Below are 22,387 nucleotides of genomic sequence, written 5' to 3'. Positions count from 1 at the left end.
CGGTTTCTGGCAATGGCGATCCCGGCGCGCGCAAACAAAGGTGACTGCTTGACCGGGATGACAAAGGAACGCTGAGCGCGTAAGCCGCAGCATCGTCGCCCTTTCCCCGAAAGCCTTCCATGCTGCTGCGCCTTGCGCCCGTTCTTTTCGTGCTCATCTGGTCCACGGGTTGGATCACCGCGCGCGCTGCGGCACCCTTGGCCGATCCGCTCACCTTCCTGGCGGCGCGCTATGCGCTGGCGGCTCTGGCGCTCTTCCTCATCATGCTCGCCTTCAATGTGAAACTGCCGAGCGACCGACATCTCTGGGCTCACGGCCTGGCGTCCGGCGTTCTCTTGCACGCGATCTATCTCGGCGGCGTTTGGTATGTGATCGATGAGGGGCTGGCGACGCCGCTCTCAGGCCTGATTGCCGCGCTGCAACCGCTGCTGACGGCCGTTTTGGCCGTCACCTGGCTCGCCGAACATCTTACGAAAAAACAATGGCTTGGCTTGGTACTTGGCTTTGCTGGCCTGGTTGTTGCGCTGCTGCCGCGCCTTTTCGCGCTTGAAGGTGAATCATTCGCCGCCGCGTCCTGGCTCATCGTCATCAATGTGGTGGCGATGATTTCGGTGACCCTCGGCACGCTTTACCAGAAGCGCTTTTTGCAAGGCGGCGATCTGCGCGCCATCTCGTTTCTGCAATATATCGGGGCAACGCTCGCCACCCTGCCCTTCGCCTTTCTGATGGAAGAGATGCACATCACCATCAATGGGCAGAGCCTGTTGATCATGGCCTGGTCGGTGATTGGCCTGTCGCTGGCAGCCATCGGCCTGTTGTTGCTGTTGATCCGTCACGGTGCGGTTTCGCGCGCGGCAACGTTGATCTATTTGATCCCACCTCTGGTCGCGATTGAAGCCTGGCTGCTCTTCGGCGAAAACCTCGCGCCGATTGCGATCCTTGGCATGGTGATCACCGTGTTTGGCGTCTATCTGGTCAACAAAAAACCGTCCTGAGCGCTGCTAGCGCGCCTGCGCAGTCAATCAACTAGGCCCATCGGCGGGGTTGTTGCAGTGCAAACTGTTGATCATTTTGCGCCGCACAAATACCCTGACGCAAGCCAATCCGGGCAAGAAGCGAGGACATCACCATGAGCTTGGCCGAAGATTTGACGCTGGACGATGCCAACAGTCTCGACCTGGCAGCCGAGGCCCTTCAAGCGGTGAACGCGGTCTATGAGGCCGCCAAGCAATCGGTCTCTTCTCTGACCATGGACGGTGGCCGCGTCAAAGGCGCGCTGCTCGAACAGCATCAGCACGCCGCACACGGTCTTGCGTGGCTGGCCACCTATCGCGAAGCGCTGCGTGAACTCATCGCCTACGCCCAGCGCCTGCAAGGCGACGGTCTTTTTGGTGAAACCGAAACACTAATCATCGAAATCGGCTTTGCCGAATATCTTGCCCAGATCGAGGGCGGCATTCCGATGAACCAAGGCGAGATTGTTCGTCTTGCCGCCCTTGGCGTGGCCCCGGAAACGGCGCGCGCCTTTTCCGACAATCCATCGGTGCGCGCCCTCATCGCTCTTGGTTCCGGCACCGACAAGCGCGCGGCCTTGGTCGCCACCATGATGGATGATGGCGGCGCGGCGACCGTCGGCGCCGATGGCTTGGACGAAACGATGGAAGCGTTCCGCTCCGAAATGCGCCGCTTCGCCGCCGATGCCGTCGAGCCGCACGCCCATGAATGGCATCTGGCCAATGACTACATCCCGATGGAGATCATCGAACAGATGTCCGAGCTCGGCGTCTTCGGCCTGACAATCCCGGAAGAGTATGGCGGCCTGGGTCTCGGCAAGGAAGCGATGTGCGTGGTCTCCGAAGAGCTATCGCGCGCCTATATCGGTGTCGGTTCGCTGGGCACGCGCTCGGAAATCGCAGCCGAGCTTATCCTTTGCGGTGGCACGGATGCCCAGAAGGAAAAATGGCTGCCGCAGATCGCGTCCGGCGAGATCCTCCCCACCGCCGTCTTCACAGAACCCAACACAGGGTCAGACCTTGCGTCCCTGAAGACCCGTGCCACGCTGGACGGCGACACCTACACGATCAACGGCAACAAAACCTGGATCACCCATCCGGTGCGCGCCGACATCATGACTGTGCTTGCCCGCACCAACCCTGATGAGCCGAGCTACAAGGGCTTGTCGATGTTCATCGCGGAGAAACCGCGCGGCAGCGATGAAGACCCCTTTCCGCATCCGAACCTATCCGGCGGCGAGATTGAAGTGCTCGGCTATCGCGGCATGAAAGAGTATGAGATCGCCTTCGATGGTTTCGAGGTGCCCGCCGCCAATCTGCTCGGTGAGACCGAAGGCAATGGTTTCAAACAGCTGATGGAAACCTTCGAGTCGGCACGCATTCAAACCGCCGCCCGCGCCGTTGGCGTTGCTCAGTCGGCGCTCGATCTTGGCCTGCGTTACGCCAAGGAGCGGGTGCAGTTCGGCAAAGCGCTGATCCACTTCCCGCGCGTCGCCGACAAGCTAGCCATGATGGCCGTTGAGACCATGATCGGCCGTCAGCTCACCTATTTCTCCGCGCGTGAGAAAGATGAAGGCCGCCGCTGCGACGTGGAAGCCGGGATGGCTAAGCTACTCTGCGCCCGCATCGCCTGGGCGAATGCCGACAATGCGCTACAGATCCATGGCGGCAATGGTTTCGCGCTTGAGTATGCGATTTCCCGTGTGCTCTGCGATGCCCGCATCCTCAACATCTTTGAGGGTGCCGCAGAAATACAGGCACAAGTGATCGCCAAGCGTTTGCTGGAAGCGTAAGCGACAACAAACGCGATCCGGCGATCACGCCATAAACAGTGTTGATCGCGAAACGCCTCTTAGAGGCGTGAGCGATACCCCATGGCTCAGCAAAAGTGGGAACCGGTTTTTCGCCCGGAGCCATGGGCAAAAAGATCAAGTGTTTGCTGGAAGCGTAAATCCAAGCAAACATCCAGTTGCGTCAAATTGGATTGTATTTAACACAAATGCAACTTGAGGTAGAGAAACTGCCACCATCTGTCAGAAAGTTGGTAGCATGCCGCTCTACACCATCACTTACATCAGTCGCGCGCCAGAAATGCGCGGAGAGCAGCGTCGCATCTTTCTCAGCAGTCTCGTCAAGCAGGCTGATAAGAACAACCGGCCGCACGGCGTCTCCGGCTGCCTCATCCATGTCGACGATTTCTTCATTCAGGTGATGGAGGGACCGCGCGGCCCGTTGAGTGATACCTACAATCGCATCGCTCAGGATCAGCGTCATCATGAGGTGAACCTTGTCCATGCAGGCCCTTTGGTAACCCGGCAATTCACCTCGCCCTCGCTGGCCGCGTTCGATATCGCCAGCGAGACAAACCCGGTGTTCTCCAAATACAAAGTGCGCCCCAAGTTCTGCCCGTACCAGTTGGCGCCGCACGCGCTGGGGGACCTGATCGAGCAGATCGCGCTGGTCTGTGCCAAGCTCGACAGCTCCAACCGCCGCGACAAAACGCTCGCCGCCTAGCCTGCTTGCCACCAGCAGGCTAAGGCGAGCGCATGAGTCAACGCTCCATTCTCATCACAGGTGCCTCGTCCGGCATTGGCCACCATGCCGCCCATGCCTTGCACAAACGCGGCTGGCAGGTGATCGCCGCCGCGCGTAAAGAGGGCGATGTGAGCCGCCTGCGCGACGAGGGTCTCAATGCTGTCCAGCTCGACTATGCCGATGAGGCAAGCATCCCCGCCGCATTCGAAGCCACGCTGGAGCAAACCGGCGGCGGGCTCGATGCCCTGTTCAACAATGGCGCCTATGGCCAGGTTGGCGCGCTTGAGGACATATCGACGGAGCACATGCGCGCGCAGTTCGAGGCTAACTTTTTTGGCATCCACCGGCTCACCCAATTGGCGCTTCCGGTGATGCGCGCTCAAGGATCAGGCCGCATTGTCCAATGCTCCAGCGTTCTGGGTTTCATCGCTGCGCCGTATCGCGGACCGTATGTTGCCTCGAAATTTGCGTTGGAAGGCTACTCCGACTCGCTGCGCTCCGAAGTCAGCCGCTTCGGCATCAAGGTGATCTCCATCCAACCCGGCCCGATCACCAGCCGCTTCCGCGCCAATGCGCTGGCGGTTTTTCAGCGCACCGTTGATGCGGATACTTCCGCTTATGCTGATGATTATGCGGCCCAGCTGAAACGCCTGACATCGCGCGACAAAGCTGCCTTCGAGTTGGGCCCGCAAGCAGTGACGCGGGTGCTGATCAAGGCGCTGGAAAGCGCCAACCCCAAACCGACCTACCGGGTCACGACACCCACGCATCTGATGGCACTGGTCAAACGGCTGGCCCCGACGCGTTGGCAGGCGACGATGCTCGCCCGCGCCCGCGACAAATAGCCGGCGCAACGCTAAGCCAAGTTGCGCGTCGGTCTGCTGAAGTTGCTCTCGCTTGAAGGAAGATTCATGGCCACACCATCAACCGTATCGCCATCGGCGCTGCCGACCTCCGGCGCAAGTTGGATCCTCCTTGCGCTCTATGTCGCAGTCACCGCCACTGCATCGCTCACCGGCAGCCTTGCCAGCGACCCAGATACCAGCGCCTGGTACCAAGCGCTCAATCAGCCGTCTTTCCAACCACCATCCTGGGCGTTCGGTGTTGTCTGGCCGATCCTTTACCTGATGATGGCTTATGCCGGTTGGCGCGCCGACGCGGCAGCAAAGCCAGATCAAACACGCCGATTGCGCGTCGCCTATGGTGTGCAACTGCTCTTCAACGCCGGCTGGACCATTGTCTTTTTCGCGTTGCAATCAATCATCGGCGGATTTGTCGTCATCCTTGGGCTGTTAGCAGCCATCCTGACCTGGATGGCGCTCGCGCGCCAGGTCGACCGCCTTTCGTTTTGGTTGTTTGCGCCCTACGTCGCCTGGGTCGCGTTTGCCACTTTGCTCAACGGATCGTATGTGCTGCTCAACTGAGCGGCAAAGAATGCCAGCCATTGAGTGACCCAGCCGCTGCCCTGAACCGTAAGACGCCTCATGAACACGTTTTTCCAGATAATCTCATTTCTCGCCTTGGGCGCGGTGGCCGTGGTCCTCCTGCTCGGCCTTGCCAATATGATGAAGGGCGGCAGCGCTAACCGCTCACAGCAATTGATGCGCTGGCGGGTCATCCTACAGGCTCTGGCCATCGTCCTGATCATGGTCGTCGCCTGGTTGGCCGCACGCGGTTAGGAACAATCCCGCGACCGTAAACACCTGTGCAGAAATGTCACACCCAGCGATCGATACGCCCCAAAACCGCTGATCAACGTTGAGTTCGGCGCCGGTCAGCTTTAACGCAATGGTAACGAATTGCTGGGCGCCTCGTTATGATTCACTTCCGCCATCTATCTGCTGCCGCTTTGGCGTTGCCTTTCCTTTTGGCAACGCTTGGCTCGGCCAATGCTGACTCTTTCGACACACGCTTCGCCACCGCCGCGTCGCACGAAGTGCGCGTCGGCGTCATGTACCGCGAGCCGGACGGACCCGAGACGGGGTTTGATGTGGACGTCGAGGCCCTTGCGAATGTTGGCTGGACGTTCTCCATCTTTGACCGCCTGGCCGCAGTACGTCCCCTGGTCGGGGCGTCCATAAGCACCGAAGGTTACACACATTTCGGCTATGCCCAGCTTGCTTTGACCGTCGACGTCACAGAGCGGCTTTTCATTGAAGGTGCCTTCGGCGGCACGGTTCATAACGGCGATACCGATGGCACCGATCCCAACCGGTTGAACCTTGGCTGCAATTTGCTTTTCCGTGAGTCCGGAACACTTGGCTACCGGGTGACCGAACAGGTCAGCGTCATGGCGACGGTCAGCCATTCTTCAAATTCGGGTCTGTGCGATTTCAATCGCGGCATGACCAATTTTGGCGCTAGAGTCGGTTTCAACTTTTAAACCGATTCGGCGGCACGCATGGTCGTTCTGACAAAAATCTACACGAAAACCGGCGACGATGGCACGACAGGCCTCGGCTCGGGCGAGCGGCGCAAAAAGTTCGATCTGCGCGTTGAAGCCTATGGCACGGTGGACGAAACCAATGCCGCCATCGGCATGGCACGGCTATCCACAGGTGCCGACCCTGCCCTCGCCGATCTCGATGCCATGCTGATGCGCATTCAAAACGATCTGTTCGATCTGGGCGCGGATCTCTCTACCCCACCGACCGAGGAAGACCTTGGCTACGAACCACTGCGCGTTGTTCCATCGCAAGTGGAACGGCTCGAAAGCGAAATCGACACGCTGAACGCCGACCTCTCGCCACTCAATTCTTTCGTCTTGCCGGGCGGCACGCCCGCCGCCGCTGCTCTGCATGTGGCCCGCACCGTGTCGCGCCGCGCCGAGCGGCTGTCGGTGGAGCTCGCCGATCAGGAACCGGGCATGGTGAGCGATGCCGTGCGACGGTATCTCAACCGCCTGTCGGATTTTCTCTTCGTCGCTGCGCGCTGGACAAACGACAAGGGCGCCGCCGACGTCTTGTGGGTGCCGGGCAAAAACCGCTAAGAGCCAGGGTGCTCATGCCGTTGCGGCAGGAAACCAGGGCCATCGCTTATGTTTTTGCCGTTCTTCGATTCCAACCCGAAAAAACGCATCACCGTTCAAGCGGTGACCGTCGGGCTGATTGTCCTGAACGTCGCGATGTTTCTGGTCTTCCAGGGCGCGGTTGTCGATTATCCCGATTACCGGTTGGCGCTGATCCCGGTGACCCTGTTTGCCGAGCAGGCCCGACCGGCTGATCTCATTCTCATTCCAGAAGAGACAACGCTTCTCAGCTACGCCTTTCTGCACGGCTCCTGGCTGCACCTTGCCGGCAACATGCTGTTCCTCTGGGTCTTTGGCGACAATGTCGAAGACGCGATGGGCCACATCAAGTTTCTGATCTTCTTTATTCTCTGCGGCATTGCCGGCGGCCTCGCCTACGCCGTGATGACACCTGAACCGAGCGCCCCGCTGGTCGGTGCATCCGGCGCCACATCAGGCGTGGTGGCCGCTTATTTGATGCTGCATCCGAGGGTGAAGGTCTGGGTGCTGGTGACACTACTCATCAAGTTCCCCTTCCAGTTTCCGGCCTGGATCGTGCTTGGTGCCTATGTGGTCTGGAACGTTCTGATGGTGCTGTCCGGCGAGAACGGCTCAAACACCGCCTGGTGGGCCCATATTGGCGGCCTGGTCGCCGGCGCGGCGCTAACGCCGCTGTTCAAGCATCGCGACGTCAAACTGTTCGATCAGGATCTGCCCGATCCAGCAGCCGCTGCGAAACGATGACCGGCGTCGATCCCGAGGCCCACTCAAAGGCCGACTTTGGGATCGTTGACAGCATGATGGCCCAGCCCTAGCTTGCCGCCAGCGCTTTGCTGCGATGCACAACCTGCCTTGACCCCAGGCCATGCGCGCCAGCGCCGCTACAGCCCAACCGCAACGATAGGAAGTCTGCGTGAAGATCTTGGTGCCGGTCAAACGTGTGGTCGACTACAATGTGACCATCACGGTGAAGGAAGACGGGTCGGGGGTGAACCTCGCCAACGTGAAAATGTCGATGAACCCCTTCGACGAGATTGCCGTCGAAGAGGCGCTGCGCCTGAAGGAGGCCGGCAAGGCCGAAGAGATCGTCGCCGTTTCCATAGGCCCTGAGAAGGCGCAGGAAACCTTGCGCACGGCGCTCGCCATGGGTGCAGACCGGGCGATCTTGGTCAAAACCGACGACACCACCGAGCCACTGGCCGTTGCCAAGGCACTCAAAGCGATCATCGCTGAGGAAGACCCCAATCTCGTGATCATGGGCAAACAGGCGATCGATGATGATTGCAACCAAACCGGCCAGATGCTGGCCGCGCTTCTTGGCTGGGGCCAGGGCACCTTCGCCTCCAAAGTGGAGCTGGACGGTGACAGCGTCGCCGTCACTCGCGAGGTTGATGGCGGCCTGGAAACCGTGAAGCTGGCGCTGCCCGCCATTATCACCACCGATTTGCGCCTCAATGAGCCGCGCTATGCGTCCTTGCCCAACATCATGAAGGCCAAGAAAAAACCGCTTGATACCAAAACACCAGACGACATCGGCGTTGATTTTTCCCCACACTTGGAAGTACTCGCCACCGCCGCCCCGGCCAAACGCGAGGCAGGCGTGAAGGTCGCCGATGTGGGTGAACTGGTGGAAAAACTCAAATCCGAAGCCGGCGTTCTTTAGGAAGACATGACGATGACCACACTCCTGATCGCCGATCACGGCAACGCCGCCCTTTCCGCCGAAACGGCCAAGGCACTCGCCGCCGCCAAAGAGCTGGGTGCGCCGGTCGATGTGCTGGTGGCCGGTTCCGGTTCAGAGGCCGTCGCAACGGAGGCAGCCGCCCTGGAAGGCGTCCAAAAAGTGCTGCACGCCGATGATCCGGCGTTGGAACATGCGCTCGCCGAACCGATGGCCGCGCTCATTCTCTCGCTTGCTGACGGTTACAACGCCTTTGTCGCACCGGCCACAACCACCGGCAAAAACATCATGCCGCGGGTGGCGGCGCTGCTCGACGTGATGCAACTCTCCGACATCATTAAGGTGGAAAGCGCCGACACGTTCCAGCGTCCGATCTATGCAGGCAATGCCATCCAGACGGTCAAATCCAGCGACGCCAAGAAAGTGATCACTGTGCGCGGCACCGCCTTTGATGCGGCGAGCGGCGGTGGGTCAGCCTCGGTTGAAGCCATCGCGATCCCAGATTTGCCGGCAGTCTCCAGCTTTGTTTCCGCCGACATGGCCGAAAGCGAGCGTCCGGAACTCACCAGCGCGAAAGTCATCCTGTCCGGCGGACGGGCGCTTGGCTCGAAGGAAGAGTTCGAGCGCGTCATCCTGCCCCTTGCCGATGCCTTAGGTGCCGCCGTTGGCGCTTCACGCGCGGCGGTCGATGCCGGCTACGCGCCCAATGATTGGCAGGTTGGCCAGACCGGCAAAGTGGTCGCCCCGGACCTTTACATCGCCGCCGGCATTTCCGGCGCGATCCAGCATTTGGCGGGCATGAAAGACAGCCGCGTTATCGTCGCCATCAACAAGGATGAGGATGCCCCCATCTTCGACGTCGCCGATTACGGTCTGGTCGCCGACCTGTTTGACGTCCTGCCAGAGTTGAAATCAGCCGTTGAATCCTAGAAAGGTAGCGCACGCTCTTTGAGCTTGGCGCTGCGGATAGAAAGAACAAACGAACAATGAGTGGCATTCAAAAGGTTGGCATTGTAGGCGCCGGACAGATGGGATCGGGTATCGCCCATGTCTGCGCGCTGTCCGGCATGGATGTGGTTCTGCAGGACCTTTCAATGGACAAGGTCGAAGAGGGCCTCGCCACCATCTCCGGCAACATGAACCGCCAGGCCTCCAAGGACATCATCAAGGAAGCCGAAATCAAACCGGCGCTCGCCCGCATCCAGGCCTCCGACAGTTATGAGAACATGGCCGACTGCGATCTGGTGATTGAGTCCGCCACCGAAGACGAAACCATCAAGCGCAAAATTCTGTCGCAACTGGCGCCAGTGGTGAAATCGGACTCCATCCTCGCCACCAACACATCCTCCATTTCCATCACCCGCCTGGCCGCCTCCACCGACCGGCCGGAAAAATTCATCGGCATTCACTTCATGAACCCGGTGCCGCTGATGGAGTTGGTCGAAGTGGTGCGCGGCATCGCCACCGACGACGAGACCTATGAAGCCTCGCGCGGGTTCGTTGCCAATATCGGCAAGCAGATCACGGTGGCCGAAGATTTCCCGGCCTTCATCGTCAACCGCATCCTTCTGCCGATGATCAATGAGGCGATCTACACGCTCTATGAGGGTGTTGGCTCGGTGGAATCGATCGACACCGCCATGAAGCTCGGCGCCAACCACCCAATGGGCCCATTGCAGCTGGCCGATTTCATCGGTCTGGACACCTGTTTGTCGGTCATGCAGGTGCTCTATGACGGCTTGGCCGATACCAAATACCGTCCCTGCCCGCTGCTGGTGAAGTATGTCGAAGCCGGCTGGGTGGGCCGCAAGGCCGGCCGCGGCTTTTACGACTATCGCGGCGAAACGCCGGTGCCGACGCGGTAAGTTATGAGCAATCGTGGCCGGACTTGACCCGGCCTGACGCTGTGAACACGTCCAACACCGCCCTTTCCATCAACCGATCCGAAAGCATTTGCCCCTAAGCTCCCGCCAAGCTTAGGAGATTACCCTCGTGGAACCAGTCGCAATTGCCTCTTCGGCGATGGCCAACAATCAGGCGCAGATCGGCGCCGCCGCTGCGCAGAAGGTCATGAAAATGAACCAGGAAGCCGCGCAGCAACTGGTCGCCATGATCGATCAGGCAACGGCCAATTCGGCCGCCTTGGCCGATGCTCAGGCTGTGAGCTCGCCGACCGCTGCAGGCGTCGGCACGCGCGTTGATCGTCAGGCCTGAGGCAACCCCATGAGCGGCATCATCCTTGTTGGCATTCTGTCCGGCATGATCTTCGGCGCCTTGGCGACGATGGTGCGCCCCTATGCGAGCGCCATCATCCTGGCGCCTGTCATCCTGGCGCCGCTGGTGTTCCTGTTCATGTGGCGTGATGCGCTCATCGGCCACTGTTTCTTCGCCAGTAACTTCAACACCGAGACCTGCACGCCCATGCGCGCGCTCGTCTCCACGACGCTGGCCCATGCCGGCGACACGGTGATCGTAGTCGTTTCCCACATCGTCATCGCCTTTATCATGGTCGCGCTTCTTTCGGTCCTGCGCGATGTCATCGCCCGCGCCAACATGAAATCGCCCTATCAAAAAGAGATGGAGCAAAAGGCCTATGAGCAACGCGTCGAGGCGCAGCTCAGGCTAAAGCGGAAAATGGAAGAAGACATGGAGGCCGCCACCAAGGCCATTCATGCCTCACGTGCGGCCCGCAAGAAGGCCGAAGCCGAGCGTCAGCAAAAAGCGTCGGCCGAAGCCGTTTAGGGCACCCGCGCGGCGTCGATCAGCGCCACCGCATCGGCGCTGTCCCAGTGGGCGGGGCCGGCCATAAACCCAAGCAAGCATCCTTCATCATCAATCAGAAGCGTTGTCGGCATGCCGAACGCCAACCCTTCAGCGCGCAGATTCTGAAAAAGATCGGCCGTGTCGTCCTGGTAAAAATCCAAGGCGCCGACTTCGATCTCTTCCAAGAATCCTTGCGGATCAGCGCTTTCATTGGTGTCGATGCTGACCGCCACGACCTCAAAATCCTCGCGGCCAAGGTTGGCCTGTAAACGGTCCAACGCTGGCATTTCTTCGCGGCAGGGCGCACACCATGTTGCCCAGAGGTTGAAGAGCACCGTTTCGCCACGCCACTCGTCGATCGACCGCGGCGTGCCTTCAGCATCATGGAATGCCATCATCGGCGATGGGCGGGCATCATCGACCACCGCAAAGGCCGCGACTTCGCCGCGCGCGGCGGCATCGAGAGCGGCGCGCCGTTCCTCGCTGATCGTGCAGGAAGCCGCCGTTTCATCATTTGCAGGCGCATCATTGTTGATATAGACCGCAATCCCACCGGACGCGACGCCAAGCACGGCGGCGACCAACAGCAAAACCGTGAGCCTGATCTTGCCCCCATCCCGCTTGGGGGACGCAGTGTTTGGGTCTTGCGGTGACGACATAACAGCTTCCTTTAGGGCGACAGCAGAACAGATCGGGCGACACGGGCCACATGAGTGATACAGGCAAAGACAACGCCAAAGACACGGGCAAAAACACCATGTGGGGCGGACGCTTTGCCGCAGGCCCTGCCGTCATCATGGAAGACATCAACGCCTCCATCGGCTTTGACCAGAAGCTCTACGCCCAGGACATTCAAGGCTCCAAAGCGCACGCCGCAATGCTCGCAGAGGTCGGCATTCTAACCACCGAGGATCGCGACGCGATCATCAACGGGCTCTCCCAGATTGGCGAAGAGATCGAACACGGTCACTTCACGTTTTCGCGTGGTCTTGAAGACATTCATATGAACATCGAGGCCCGACTGCGCGAACTGATCGGCGAGGCCGCTGGGCGCTTGCACACGGCCCGCTCCCGCAACGACCAAGTGGCGACCGACACCAAACTCTATGTGCGCGCCGCCATTGATGGCATCGATGCGGCCCTGGCTGACCTGCAAAAAGCGCTGGCTGAGAAAGCATTGGAGTATGCGGGCACAGTGATGCCAGGCTTCACCCATCTGCAGTCGGCCCAGCCGGTGACGTTCGGCCACCATCTGCTTGCCTATGTGGAGATGGTCGCCCGCGACCGGGGCCGGTTCCAGGATGCGCGCAAACGCTTGAACGAGTCCCCGCTTGGTGCGGCAGCGCTGGCCGGCACCAGCTTTCCGATCGACCGGAGGATGACGGCAGAGGCGCTTGGCTTTGACCGGCCCACCGCCAACTCGCTGGATTCAGTTTCTGACCGCGACTACGCGCTGGAAACCCTCGCCGCTGCCTCGATCCTGTCGATGCATCTCTCGCGCTTTGCCGAAGAGATCGTCATCTGGTCCTCCGCCCAGTTTCAGTTCATCACCCTCTCCGATGCACTGACCACCGGCTCATCCATCATGCCGCAGAAGAAGAACCCCGATGCCGCTGAATTGGTGCGCGCAAAGATCGGTCGCGTGATGGGCGCCTTCACAGCGCTGATGACGGTGATGAAGGGCCTGCCCATGGCCTATGCAAAAGACATGCAGGAAGACAAAGAGCCGATCTTCGATGCGCTGGAAACGCTGGAGCTTACCATTGCGGCAACCACCGGCATGGTGGCCGACATGGTGCCCAACGCCAAAGCGCTGAAAAAGGCCGCCGGCTCCGGCTATGCCACCGCCACGGACCTGGCCGATTGGTTGGTGCGGGTGCTCAACATGCCCTTCCGCGATGCCCACCATGTGACCGGCACGCTGGTCGGCATGGCGGCCGAGCGCAAAGTGGACCTGCACAAACTCTCGCTTGAGGAGATGCAGAGCGTTGAGCCGCGCATCAACCAGGATGTCTATTCGGTGCTCTCGGTCGATAAATCCGTGCGTTCACGCCTCAGCTATGGCGGGACCGCCCCGCAGAATGTGCGCAAACAAGCAAGACGCTGGTTGAAACACTTGGATAAGTCCGCGTAGGTAGAACGAACTGCAATTGAGGTTGGCACCATGCGCCTTTGCACTTTGATCCTGACCAGTTTGCTCGCCCTGACCGTGGCTGGCTGTGGCGTGCGCGGGCCCTTGGAGCCGCCCTCTGCCGCCAATGCACCGGAAGGTGCGGAGGCCATTGAGCCGGCACCGGTCGAGGATCGTCCGTTCATTCTCGACGGGCTACTGCTCTAAACGATGCACCATTTCAGCTACCGCAATGGCCGCCTCTTTGCCGAGGACGTGCCGGTTGAAACGCTCGCCCGAGAGGTGGGCACGCCGTTTTATGTCTATTCGACGGCCACCTTAGTACGGCACTACCAAGTGTTCACGGACGCATTCGGCGACCTACCCGTACTGGTATGCTACGCGCTGAAGGCCAACTCCAACCAGGCGGTGATGGAAACGCTTGCGCGCCTAGGATCCGGCGCCGACGTTGTCTCCGGCGGTGAACTGCAACGGGCGATGCGTGCTGGCGTACCGTCAAACAAGATCATGTTTTCCGGCGTCGGCAAAACCCGCGCTGAGATGGAAGAGGCGCTGGCCGCCGGCATCCTCTGCTTCAACGTGGAAAGCGAGCCGGAGCTAGAACGCCTGTCCGCCGTCGCCACCGCTATGGGCAAAGACGCCCCGGTGAGCTTGCGCATCAACCCCGATGTGGATGCCAAGACACACGCCAAAATCACCACCGGCCTGTCGGAAAACAAGTTCGGCATCCCTTGGGCGCGCGCCCGCGACGCCTATGCCCGCGCCGCCAGCCTGCCCGGCATCCAGGTGATCGGCATCGATATGCATATCGGCTCGCAGATCACGCAGCTGGAACCGTTCGACCAGGCGTTCGCCAAGCTCGGCGGCTTAATCGAAACGCTGCGCGGCGATGGCCACACAATCCACCATGTTGATCTGGGTGGTGGTCTCGGCATTCCCTACACTGACGACAATGACCCGCCACCGCACCCGGACGATTATGCGACGGTGGTAAAAAAGCACGTCGATCAGCTCGACTGCGAGATCATCTTCGAGCCGGGTCGCCTGATTGCCGGCAATGCAGGCATTCTGGTCACCAAGGTGGAGTATGTGAAGCCCGCTGAGGGTAAGACATTTGTGATCATCGATGCGGCGATGAACGATCTCATCCGCCCAACGCTCTACGATGCCCACCACACGATCCGCCCGGTGGTGGAACCGACCACGGACGAGCTATGGCCGGTTGTCGATCTCGTTGGACCGGTGTGCGAGACCGGCGATTACATCGCCAAGGATCGCTCCTTTCCACCGGTCAAAGAGGATGATTTGATCGCGGTTTTCTCCGCCGGCGCTTATGGCGCGGTGCAGGCCGGCACCTACAATTCGCGCCTTTTGGTGCCCGAAGTGATGGTCAATGGCGATCAGTTCCACGTCGTCCGCCCACGCACCTCAATGGACGAACTCATCGGCCTTGATTCCCGCCCCAGTTGGTTTGGGCAATAGGCGCTCACAGATGCTGTCATCCCGGTCTTGACCCGGGATCTGCAGGGGACGGGAATTCGGCCGTTCCCGGATAACCTTTGGCCCCCGGGATGACATCTTTGTCATCACGCTGTGGCTGCCTTGCCTTCACCACACCTGCGCGCCACACTCCATTGAGATCGACCGCTTAAGAACCGGATTCCGTGCCAGACACCGAACCCCTGTCACCGCTCTCCAAACGCATCACCCGCGCCACCCGGCGGGCGATGTTTTTCGCGTTCATCGAGCGTCTTTGGCCACGTCTGGTGGTGGCCGGATCGGTGCTCGGCATCTTTCTTAGCCTGTCCTGGCTTGGCCTTTGGCCGGTGATGCCCGACATCATCCGGTTCGCCCTGCTTGGCATCCTTGCCGTAGCCTTCCTTGCCAGTCTTGTTTGGGCGGGGCGCACGCCAAGGGTCCCGCGTGAGCAAGGTGTCGCGCGCGTCGAAGCGGCCTCCGGCCTCCAAGGCCGCCCGCTATCGGCGCTGGAAGATACGCCGTTTGATACGCGAAGCCCGCAGGGCCGGGCGCTTTGGAGAGCCCACCAAGCGCACATGGCAGACAGGGTTAAACGCCTAGCCGCTGGGTTGCCCGCGCCACGCACCGAATTGCTCGACCGTTGGGCGCTCCGCGCACCGGTTCTTCTGGTGCTGGTGGTTGCGTTCTTTGTCGCCGGGCCTCAGCGCACCGATCGCATTGTCCAGGCTTTCGCGCCACCGCAATCGGCGCCGACCATCCCCGTGCGCATCGACGTATGGGCGACCCCTCCGGCCTATACCGGTCTGCCGCCACGTACATTGCTAGCGGCCGCCACATTCCAGGAGGATCAGGAACGCCCTGCCGGTGCCATGTTGCCGACGGGCAGCCGTTTGACCATCCTGCTCAGCGAACCCGAAGCGATCACCGCAACACTGACGCCGATGACAGGTTCAGGAGATATTACGCTAACGTCAACGGAAGATGCTGGTGGTCTTGAGGCTAATCTGACCGACGATGTGACGCTAGGGCTGGCCTCACGCCAAGGTGTGATCGAACTGCCGATACTCATCACGCCCGATACACCGCCGACGATCCGTTTCGCCGGCGAACCGCAGGCCACAGCGGTTGGGGCCATCGAGATTTTCTATCAGGCCGAAGATGATTATGCGGTCGAAAGCGCCCATGCCGATGTCGAACCGGCCGATGAGCGCTTCGCCGACGCCACGCCGTTGATCACCGCCCCGCGCATCGATCTGATCCTGCCGCCATCAGGCTCCAGCGACACGGTCGAAACAACCCGTGACCTCTCCGCCCATCCCTGGGCCGGGCTTGAGGTCGATATGACGCTGGTCGCCACCGATGGCGCTAGTCAAGAAGCTACCAGCGACACGATCACCGTGCGCGTGCCCGAGCGCCCGTTCCGCGAACCCCTGGCGCGCGCCTTGGTCGAGCAACGGCGCCTGCTTGCCGTCGATACCCGCACGCGCCCAGCTGTCCTGACCGCGCTGGAGGGTCTGGCACTGGCGCCGGAAGATTTCATGGAAGGCGAGCTTTCGACCTTTCTGGCCCTAACCGTCACAACGCAACGCCTGCGCTTGGCCGATACCGAAGACGGTCTGCTCGCCGTGGTTGATATGCTCTGGCAATTGGCCCTGCAAGTCGAAGATGGCGACCTGTCGCTTGCCGCCGAACGGCTGCGCGAGGCCGAGGAGAATCTGGCCGACGCTCTGGAGAATGGCGCCAGCGATGAAGAAATCGCCACGCTGATGGATGAGCTGCGCCAAGCCTTCCAGGAGTATATGCAGGCGCTGGCCGAGCGCTTGCAGAACCAGGACATGGCGCAGATGCCGCAAGACATGCCGATGGCCAATCTTAATCCGCTGGCCATGCAGGACATGATGGACCAGATCCAAAACTTGGCTGAACTCGGTGCGTCGGAAGCCGCCCGCGAGTTGCTGGAACAGTTGCGCGAACAACTCGACCAGTTGCGTGGCGCCCAGGCGATGGAACAGCGCGAGCCAACGCCGCAGGAGCAGCAACTGCGCGAATCCGTTCAAGAGCTCCAGGCGATTACCCGCGAGCAGCAACGCTTGCTGGATGAAACCTTTCCCTTTTCCTCAGAGGCCGACCGCCAGCAGGTGCGTCCACCACGCGAGTTCACGCCACCCGGCAGCGAAAATGATCAGGCCGAGCGGCCCGACGGCAATCAGAACAGCACGCCAGACAACGATCCGCTTCAAGGTCTTTCGCAGGAGCAGCAGGCACTGGAAGAGCGGCTACGTGCCCTGATGGACGAGCTGCGTGATCTTGGACTTGATCCGGAGCAGTTTGGCGAAGCGGGCGATGCCATGGAAGGCGCCGGCGAGCGGCTCGGTGAGGGCGATGCGACCACCGCACTCGGCGACCAAGGGCGCGCCCTGGAAGCTCTTCGTCAAGGCGCGCAGGACATGATGGAGCAGCTGGCTGAAGGTCAAGGCCAAGGCGGCGAAGGACAAGCGCAAGGGCCAGGCCAGAGCCCAGGTCCTGGCCAAGGTTTGCCACGGATCACGTTTGGACCAGGCGGCGATGGCCAGCGCGGCACCGATCCGCTCGGCCGTCCACAGCGGGAAACCGGTGGGCAACGCGCCGATGGCACCGTCCGCATTCCTGAAGAAAGCGATATCCAGCGCGCCCGTGACATCTTGAACGAAATCCAACGCCGCCTTGGCGAGCAAGTCCGCCCGCAGGTCGAACGCGACTATCTCGACCGGCTGATCGACCGGTTTTAAGGCCGCATCTCCGCCCGTCAGCCTCGCCGGTCCGCGAGCCGCGGGTCTCGCTTCCATGGCGGGGATCCATTCCTATGAAGGTTCGATAGGCGGGACGTTGGCCCGTTCAGAAAGCGGCATGGATCTCTGTGACAGGCGCAGAGATGACAATGCAGTGCGATTAAGCCGCGCGTTTGTCCAAAACGCCGCCAACCGCATCACGGATATCGGCTAACGAAAACGGCTTCATGATCACGTCTTCGACCAGCGATTCCAGCCCGTGCGCGCGCTCGCGCTGATTGGCATAGCCGGTCATCAAGAGGATCGGCACACCGGGATAATCGCGCACGGTCGATAGCGCCAGCGCGATCCCATCCATCACTGGCATCTGAATATCGGTGAGAAGCAGGTCGAAGGCGCCCTCTTCGGCAGCCAGAACCTCCAGCGCCATGGCGCCATCTTCGGCCGTCGAAACCTCATGGCCATCCAGCTCGAACGCCTTCTCCAGGAAGGCGCGAACCGCTTCATCGTCTTCTGCAACCAACAGCCGTGCCATCGCGACGCCATCCTGTGTTTCGTCGGGAAACCCAAAACGTGATTCTGTTCAGTTTAACACGGGGTGAACGGACGGCTAGATAGGCCCATTGGTCCACAGGCGCGGCGCCGAAATTCGGGAGATCAGAATACCTGCCCGGGCAATCGCTCGCCATCCTGCAGGAAGCGCACCGACACACTGGCGACCGTTTCCGGCGGCGCAGTCAGCTCGCTGAAGACCGGCACGCTCTGTTCTGGCAGCAGGTCGGTGGTTGGTGGATCGATACGCCAGACGAAAAGCTCAGCGCCGGTTTCAGCCAGCAATGCCAGCCGCAGCGGCGCAACCGCGCGCGTCTCATCATCAGCGTTCGTCATCGTGCCTTCAATGCGCAACACCGTCAGCCCGGCGACCAGAGCCCGCTCGGCGGTAAACGGTGAGAACTCGATGCCGCGCACATTCACATCAAGCCCGACCATCTCATAAAGCGGCGCAAGATCGGGGACCAGGCGAACCACCGCATCGCGCTGCGGCACGGCGATGATCAAACCGGACAGACCAAAGGCAACACCAATCGGCGCCGCGACCTTGGCGGCTTGACGCAGAATGCGTTCAATCGCTGAGGGCCCAATGCGCTGGCCTTTCAGCCGAACCTTGCGAAACCTACCTGCGCGCGGCGCGGCAACGCCCGCATCGACCGGTCCGGAGGAAAGGTCACCATCATCGCCGGAAACAACCGCATCGCCCCAGCCTTCCATGTCCCCGTCGAAACCAGAGGCGTCATCCGCATCTGACGCGTCGGCATTGGCAAACACATCCTCGGTGTCCGCCATCGCTTTATCGACATCATCAGCCTCGACAAAGGCATCGTTGGTGGCCACAGGTGCGTCTTCGACCGGCGTGGCCAGCCACACCTTTTGGCACGAGGCGCACTTCACCTTGCGCCCATTGGGGCCAAGCATATCGTCGGCAACGGTGTAGTCCGACGAACAGTTGGGGCAGACAATTTTCACGCGCGGACCATCTCTATCCAGCCAACAGCCGTGCAACGGCCGGTCCACAACAGGTAACGCGCGAGCGTTAAAGGGCTGTTAACCATGAAGCGTGCGAGTGGTATCACACAAAAAGTCGCGCACGCGTCCAGTCAAAACGCCGTGTGAGCAGGAGCAATCAACCGTGCTGACGATGGAAAATGTAGGCCTACGCTACGATGGAGGCCCGGAGGTTCTCTCCGATCTCTCCTTCGGCATTGAGCCGCGCAGTTTCCAATACCTGACCGGCCCGTCGGGTGCTGGCAAAACCAGCATGTTAAAACTGATGTCGCTGGCCATGCGCCCAACTCGCGGCGTGGTTTCTGCTTTTGGCAAGAACACCGCACGTGCTAGCGCCCGTGACATCCCTGCGCTGCGCCAACGCATCGGTGTGGTGTTTCAGGATTTCCGCCTGCTCGATCATTTGACGACGTTTGAAAATGTCGCCCTGCCCTTGCGCGTTCAGGGCAAGGAGGAATCAAGCTATGGCGCCGATGTGCGCGAGCTTCTTGGCTGGGTCGGTTTGGGCGAGCGCATGTACGCCATGCCGCCGGTGCTCTCGGGCGGGGAAAAACAGCGCGCGGCCATCGCCCGCGCCGTTATCGGCCAGCCCGACCTGCTGCTTGCCGATGAGCCGACCGGTAATGTCGATCCGCAGCTTGGCCGCCGACTGCTGCGCCTGTTTGTGGAACTCAACAAGCTCGGCACCTCGATTGTGATTGCCACCCACGATGTTCTGCTGATGCAGCAGCACCAGGCGCGGCGCCTTGTCCTCCATGATGGTCAGGTACAGATCTATGATTGAGGGTGGCCAATCATGCTGAGACCGGAAAGGGCGAGCGCCAAGGGCTCAAACCGCGATAGCGCCGGGGCGGACAAGCCGCTGCGCGACACGTCTAAGCCTGAACCCATTGTGCCCGAGCGCTCCATTGCCGGCTCCGCGCTCATGCTGGTGATCGCGATCATGGGGTGCCTTGCCTGCCTGTCTGTCGGGGCTGTCACCCTGGTTGATCGCGCCGCCAGCGAGTGGAGCGCCGACATTGGCCGCGAACTGACCATCGAAGTTTCCGCAATCGATCCGGCGACGATGGAAGAGCGCCTGGAACGCGCCGCCGACCTTGCCCGCGTATCACCTGGCATCGGCACTGTGTCCGTTATCAGCGAGGCCGAGACGCAAGCGCTGCTTGAACCCTGGCTTGGCGTTCTTGGGTCAGAAGCGGCCTTGGAAGAGCTTCCCATTCCGCGCCTCGTCGCGATGCGCGTCACGGATGCCAGCGCGCTCAACCTCACCACTCTCCAAGCTGCACTTGATCAAGAAGTGCCGGGCGCGACCGTCGATGATCACCGCGTCTGGACCGATCAACTCGCCCGTATGGCTGGCGCCATGGTGCTTGGCGGTCTTGGGGTTCTGGTGCTTGTTCTGTCGGCCACGATTCTCTGCGTGATTTTCGCCACCCGCGCGGCCATGGCCGGCAACAAGGATGTGGTCGAAGTTCTGCATTTTGTCGGCGCGAGCCACACCTTCATCGCCGGTCAGTTTCAGCGCCACTTCCTGATGCTCGGTATGCGCGGCGGGCTGATCGGCGGCGTCAGCGCGATCCTCCTCTTTCTGTTTTTCCAAGTCTGGGTCATGGCGCGGCGCGGCGCGGCCGACGCGGCGCAGGTCGAAGCGCTGATCGGTTCACCGGCGCTTGGGCTTTATGGTTATGCCGGCTGCGCGCTGGTGGTGTTCCTTATCGCCTTTCTCACCGCCGCCACCTCGCGCATCACGGTTAGCCGGTTTCTGCGTGAGAGATAGGCGGGCCACCATCGCCCACGCGCTGAACCGCTTCACGGCAGACGCATGCCAAGAACACGCCAAACACGTGTCACGTCGGCACCATAGTTTGACCGCAACGTATGGTTAGTTGATCTGCCGCATTTGACGCACCGATGATGCAGGGTGAAATTGGACATCTCCCGTGAACGTTGATTCCGCAACCATGTCGACGCAGGCACCAAAGCAGCCGAAAGAGCAAGCCATCGATGGCTCCGGCCTTGCCACGCCTGAACCTCGGCGTCGAAAACGGACCATCGCATCACGTCTCGGCGCGACTGCACTGCTCGGTGGATTGGCGGTTTTCGCCTTTGTGGCGTTCGCCGATTTCGTCAGCCAGGTCGACGCGCTTTCGGCGCCAAACCCCGCTGCCGCCGATGGCATTGTGGTCGTCACCGGTGGCGCCGACAGGATCGAGGTCGCGTTGCAACTCTTGAGCGACGGCGCCGCCCAACGACTGCTGATCTCCGGCGTTCATGATCGCACGACCGCTCGCTCGCTCGTCACCCGCACGCAGGCCGATCCGGCCTTGTTCGATTGCTGCGTCGATCTTGATCACGATGCGCTCGACACCGCAGGCAATGCCCGTGAAACAGCGCGCTGGGCGCAGGAGCAGGGGTTTTCCTCGTTGCTCGTCGTCACCAGCGCCTATCATATCCCGCGCACGACCAGCGAGATCGCACGCTTGTTGCCGGGCGTCGAGCTGATCCCCTTCCCGATCGTTCCGGAAGGCGATGAACGCACAGCCGTTGCCGAGTCCGACATGTCCTGGCCGGTGGGGCTGTTGGCACGCGAGTTCATGAAACTGCAATTGTCGCGCGTGCGCCACCTTGTGGGAACCACCGGATAGGCCGATAAGGCGGGCCAATCGCCCACCTGGTTTGCCGGACCCGTCATGCCGAAGCTTCGCGCCATCGCGGCCAATGCCGCCTTCTACCTCAATGTGATCCTCTGGATGGTGATCTGCTCACCGATCCTGCTTGGCCCGCGTAACTGGACGATCAGCGCCATGAAAGGCTGGGCGAAATCGACCATGTGGCTGACGCGCCTGACGGCAGGCATCAAATGGGAGATCCGCGGGTTGGAGAATGTTCCGCGCAACGATGATGGCTCCATGCAAGGCTGCATTATCGCCTGCAAGCACCAGTCGACCTGGGAGACCTTCGGCCTGCTGCCCTACCTGGATGACCCGGCTTACATTTTGAAACAGGAACTGATGCGCATTCCCCTGTTTGGCTGGTACTGCGCAAAAGCCGGGATGATTTCGGTGGAACGCTCCAAGAGTGCACAGGCGCTGCGCACCATGACCAAGGATGCCAAAAAGGCCGTTGAGCAGAACCGCCAGCTGATCATCTTCCCCGAAGGCACACGTCAGGCGGTTGGTGCCGAGCCCGACTACAAGTCCGGCGTCGCCCATATGTACAAGCAGTTGGAGGTGCCGATGGTGCCCGCTGGCCTCAACTCAGGGCTCTTCTGGCCACGCCGACAAGGCAAGCGGTTTCCCGGTACGCTGGTGATCTCGCTGCTGTCGGCAATCCCTGCCGGAGGCGATACCAAAGCCATGCGCGCAGAGCTTCAAGAGGTGATCGAATCGGAGTCAGACAAGCTGGTTTCCGAGGAACGCCGATCCAATCCCGCGCTGCCGAGCTAAC

At 60.9% G+C, this 22,387-nt stretch carries 25 protein-coding genes; 22 read left to right on the top strand and 3 right to left on the bottom strand.

The window, feature by feature from the left end; translation table 11 throughout:
- The first annotated feature begins 119 nt into the window (after positions 1–119).
- The 14 genes from JJ917_12955 to JJ917_12890 all read left to right on the top strand — a co-directional run bounded on the left by JJ917_12955 (position 120) and on the right by JJ917_12890 (position 10,978).
- Complete coding sequence (locus tag JJ917_12955) at positions 120–995, top strand: DMT family transporter (protein MBO6699733.1); 876 nt, start codon at positions 120–122, stop codon at positions 993–995.
- 134 nt (positions 996–1,129) lie between these two features.
- On the top strand, positions 1,130–2,806 hold the full coding sequence (locus tag JJ917_12950; protein MBO6699732.1) for an acyl-CoA/acyl-ACP dehydrogenase: 1,677 nt from the start codon (positions 1,130–1,132) through the stop codon (positions 2,804–2,806).
- Positions 2,807–3,062: 256 nt separating this feature from the next.
- Entirely contained in the window at positions 3,063–3,527 is a 465-nt protein-coding gene (locus JJ917_12945; protein MBO6699731.1) for a BLUF domain-containing protein, read from the top strand.
- A gap of 32 nt (positions 3,528–3,559) precedes the next feature.
- On the top strand, positions 3,560–4,393 hold the full coding sequence (locus JJ917_12940) for an SDR family NAD(P)-dependent oxidoreductase (GenBank protein MBO6699730.1): 834 nt from the start codon (positions 3,560–3,562) through the stop codon (positions 4,391–4,393).
- A gap of 66 nt (positions 4,394–4,459) precedes the next feature.
- Entirely contained in the window at positions 4,460–4,972 is a 513-nt protein-coding gene (locus JJ917_12935; protein ID MBO6699729.1) for a tryptophan-rich sensory protein, read from the top strand.
- Between the two features lie 60 nt (positions 4,973–5,032).
- The gene (locus tag JJ917_12930; protein MBO6699728.1) at positions 5,033–5,227 is read left to right on the top strand and encodes a twin transmembrane helix small protein; all 195 of its coding nucleotides are present in this window, start codon (positions 5,033–5,035) and stop codon (positions 5,225–5,227) included.
- A 137-nt stretch (positions 5,228–5,364) separates the two neighbouring features.
- Positions 5,365–5,931, top strand: coding sequence for an acyloxyacyl hydrolase (locus tag JJ917_12925; protein ID MBO6699727.1), 567 nt, complete (start codon positions 5,365–5,367; stop codon positions 5,929–5,931).
- Positions 5,932–5,949: 18 nt separating this feature from the next.
- Complete coding sequence (locus tag JJ917_12920) at positions 5,950–6,537, top strand: cob(I)yrinic acid a,c-diamide adenosyltransferase (protein MBO6699726.1); 588 nt, start codon at positions 5,950–5,952, stop codon at positions 6,535–6,537.
- Between the two features lie 48 nt (positions 6,538–6,585).
- The gene (locus tag JJ917_12915; GenBank protein MBO6699725.1) at positions 6,586–7,299 is read left to right on the top strand and encodes a rhomboid family intramembrane serine protease; all 714 of its coding nucleotides are present in this window, start codon (positions 6,586–6,588) and stop codon (positions 7,297–7,299) included.
- 169 nt (positions 7,300–7,468) lie between these two features.
- Positions 7,469–8,218 (top strand): electron transfer flavoprotein subunit beta/FixA family protein, encoded by a 750-nt coding sequence (locus tag JJ917_12910; GenBank protein MBO6699724.1) that lies wholly within the window; start codon positions 7,469–7,471, stop codon positions 8,216–8,218.
- Between the two features lie 12 nt (positions 8,219–8,230).
- Positions 8,231–9,166, top strand: coding sequence for an FAD-binding protein (locus JJ917_12905; GenBank protein MBO6699723.1), 936 nt, complete (start codon positions 8,231–8,233; stop codon positions 9,164–9,166).
- A gap of 56 nt (positions 9,167–9,222) precedes the next feature.
- Entirely contained in the window at positions 9,223–10,101 is an 879-nt protein-coding gene (locus tag JJ917_12900) for a 3-hydroxybutyryl-CoA dehydrogenase (protein MBO6699722.1), read from the top strand.
- 127 nt (positions 10,102–10,228) lie between these two features.
- Positions 10,229–10,450: a hypothetical protein gene (locus tag JJ917_12895; GenBank protein MBO6699721.1), complete on the top strand. Its 222-nt coding sequence runs from the start codon at positions 10,229–10,231 to the stop codon at positions 10,448–10,450.
- 9 nt (positions 10,451–10,459) lie between these two features.
- On the top strand, positions 10,460–10,978 hold the full coding sequence (locus JJ917_12890; protein ID MBO6699720.1) for a hypothetical protein: 519 nt from the start codon (positions 10,460–10,462) through the stop codon (positions 10,976–10,978).
- Here JJ917_12890 and JJ917_12885 read toward each other — a convergent pair.
- Positions 10,975–11,658 (bottom strand): TlpA family protein disulfide reductase, encoded by a 684-nt coding sequence (locus JJ917_12885; GenBank protein MBO6699719.1) that lies wholly within the window; start codon positions 11,656–11,658, stop codon positions 10,975–10,977. The two genes, JJ917_12890 and JJ917_12885, sit on opposite strands and share 4 nt — an antisense overlap.
- Positions 11,659–11,756: 98 nt before the next feature.
- Between JJ917_12885 and argH the strand changes: the two genes are divergently transcribed.
- The 4 genes from argH to JJ917_12865 all read left to right on the top strand — a co-directional run bounded on the left by argH (position 11,757) and on the right by JJ917_12865 (position 17,377).
- A complete protein-coding gene (argH, locus tag JJ917_12880) occupies positions 11,757–13,133 on the top strand; it encodes an argininosuccinate lyase (protein ID MBO6699718.1) in 1,377 nt (458 codons plus the stop codon).
- Positions 13,134–13,163: 30 nt separating this feature from the next.
- On the top strand, positions 13,164–13,337 hold the full coding sequence (locus JJ917_12875; GenBank protein ID MBO6699717.1) for a hypothetical protein: 174 nt from the start codon (positions 13,164–13,166) through the stop codon (positions 13,335–13,337).
- A gap of 3 nt (positions 13,338–13,340) precedes the next feature.
- Positions 13,341–14,612: a diaminopimelate decarboxylase gene (gene lysA / locus JJ917_12870; protein ID MBO6699716.1), complete on the top strand. Its 1,272-nt coding sequence runs from the start codon at positions 13,341–13,343 to the stop codon at positions 14,610–14,612.
- A 182-nt stretch (positions 14,613–14,794) separates the two neighbouring features.
- Positions 14,795–17,377, top strand: coding sequence for a TIGR02302 family protein (locus JJ917_12865; protein ID MBO6699715.1), 2,583 nt, complete (start codon positions 14,795–14,797; stop codon positions 17,375–17,377).
- Between the two features lie 160 nt (positions 17,378–17,537).
- Here the strand turns inward: JJ917_12865 and JJ917_12860 are convergent, their stop codons facing one another.
- Both JJ917_12860 and JJ917_12855 read right to left on the bottom strand, forming a co-directional pair.
- Positions 17,538–17,912, bottom strand: coding sequence for a response regulator (locus JJ917_12860; GenBank protein MBO6699714.1), 375 nt, complete (start codon positions 17,910–17,912; stop codon positions 17,538–17,540).
- Between the two features lie 122 nt (positions 17,913–18,034).
- Entirely contained in the window at positions 18,035–18,901 is an 867-nt protein-coding gene (locus JJ917_12855; GenBank protein ID MBO6699713.1) for a zinc-ribbon domain-containing protein, read from the bottom strand.
- A gap of 163 nt (positions 18,902–19,064) precedes the next feature.
- Here JJ917_12855 and ftsE point away from each other — a divergent pair, with 163 nt between their 5' ends.
- From ftsE to JJ917_12835, 4 genes are all read left to right on the top strand, one after another.
- The gene (gene ftsE / locus JJ917_12850) at positions 19,065–19,724 is read left to right on the top strand and encodes a cell division ATP-binding protein FtsE (GenBank protein MBO6699712.1); all 660 of its coding nucleotides are present in this window, start codon (positions 19,065–19,067) and stop codon (positions 19,722–19,724) included.
- 12 nt (positions 19,725–19,736) lie between these two features.
- The gene (locus JJ917_12845; GenBank protein MBO6699711.1) at positions 19,737–20,717 is read left to right on the top strand and encodes an ABC transporter permease; all 981 of its coding nucleotides are present in this window, start codon (positions 19,737–19,739) and stop codon (positions 20,715–20,717) included.
- 184 nt (positions 20,718–20,901) lie between these two features.
- Complete coding sequence (locus JJ917_12840; GenBank protein ID MBO6699710.1) at positions 20,902–21,585, top strand: YdcF family protein; 684 nt, start codon at positions 20,902–20,904, stop codon at positions 21,583–21,585.
- 45 nt (positions 21,586–21,630) lie between these two features.
- On the top strand, positions 21,631–22,386 hold the full coding sequence (locus JJ917_12835) for a 1-acyl-sn-glycerol-3-phosphate acyltransferase (GenBank protein MBO6699709.1): 756 nt from the start codon (positions 21,631–21,633) through the stop codon (positions 22,384–22,386).
- Position 22,387: the final 1 nt, after the last annotated feature.

The organism is Hyphomicrobiales bacterium (assembly GCA_017642935.1).
Taxonomy (GTDB): domain Bacteria; phylum Pseudomonadota; class Alphaproteobacteria; order Rhizobiales; family MH13; genus MH13.
Note: the sequence above shows the minus strand (reverse complement) of the source record. Positions and strands in the feature narration are given on the sequence as shown.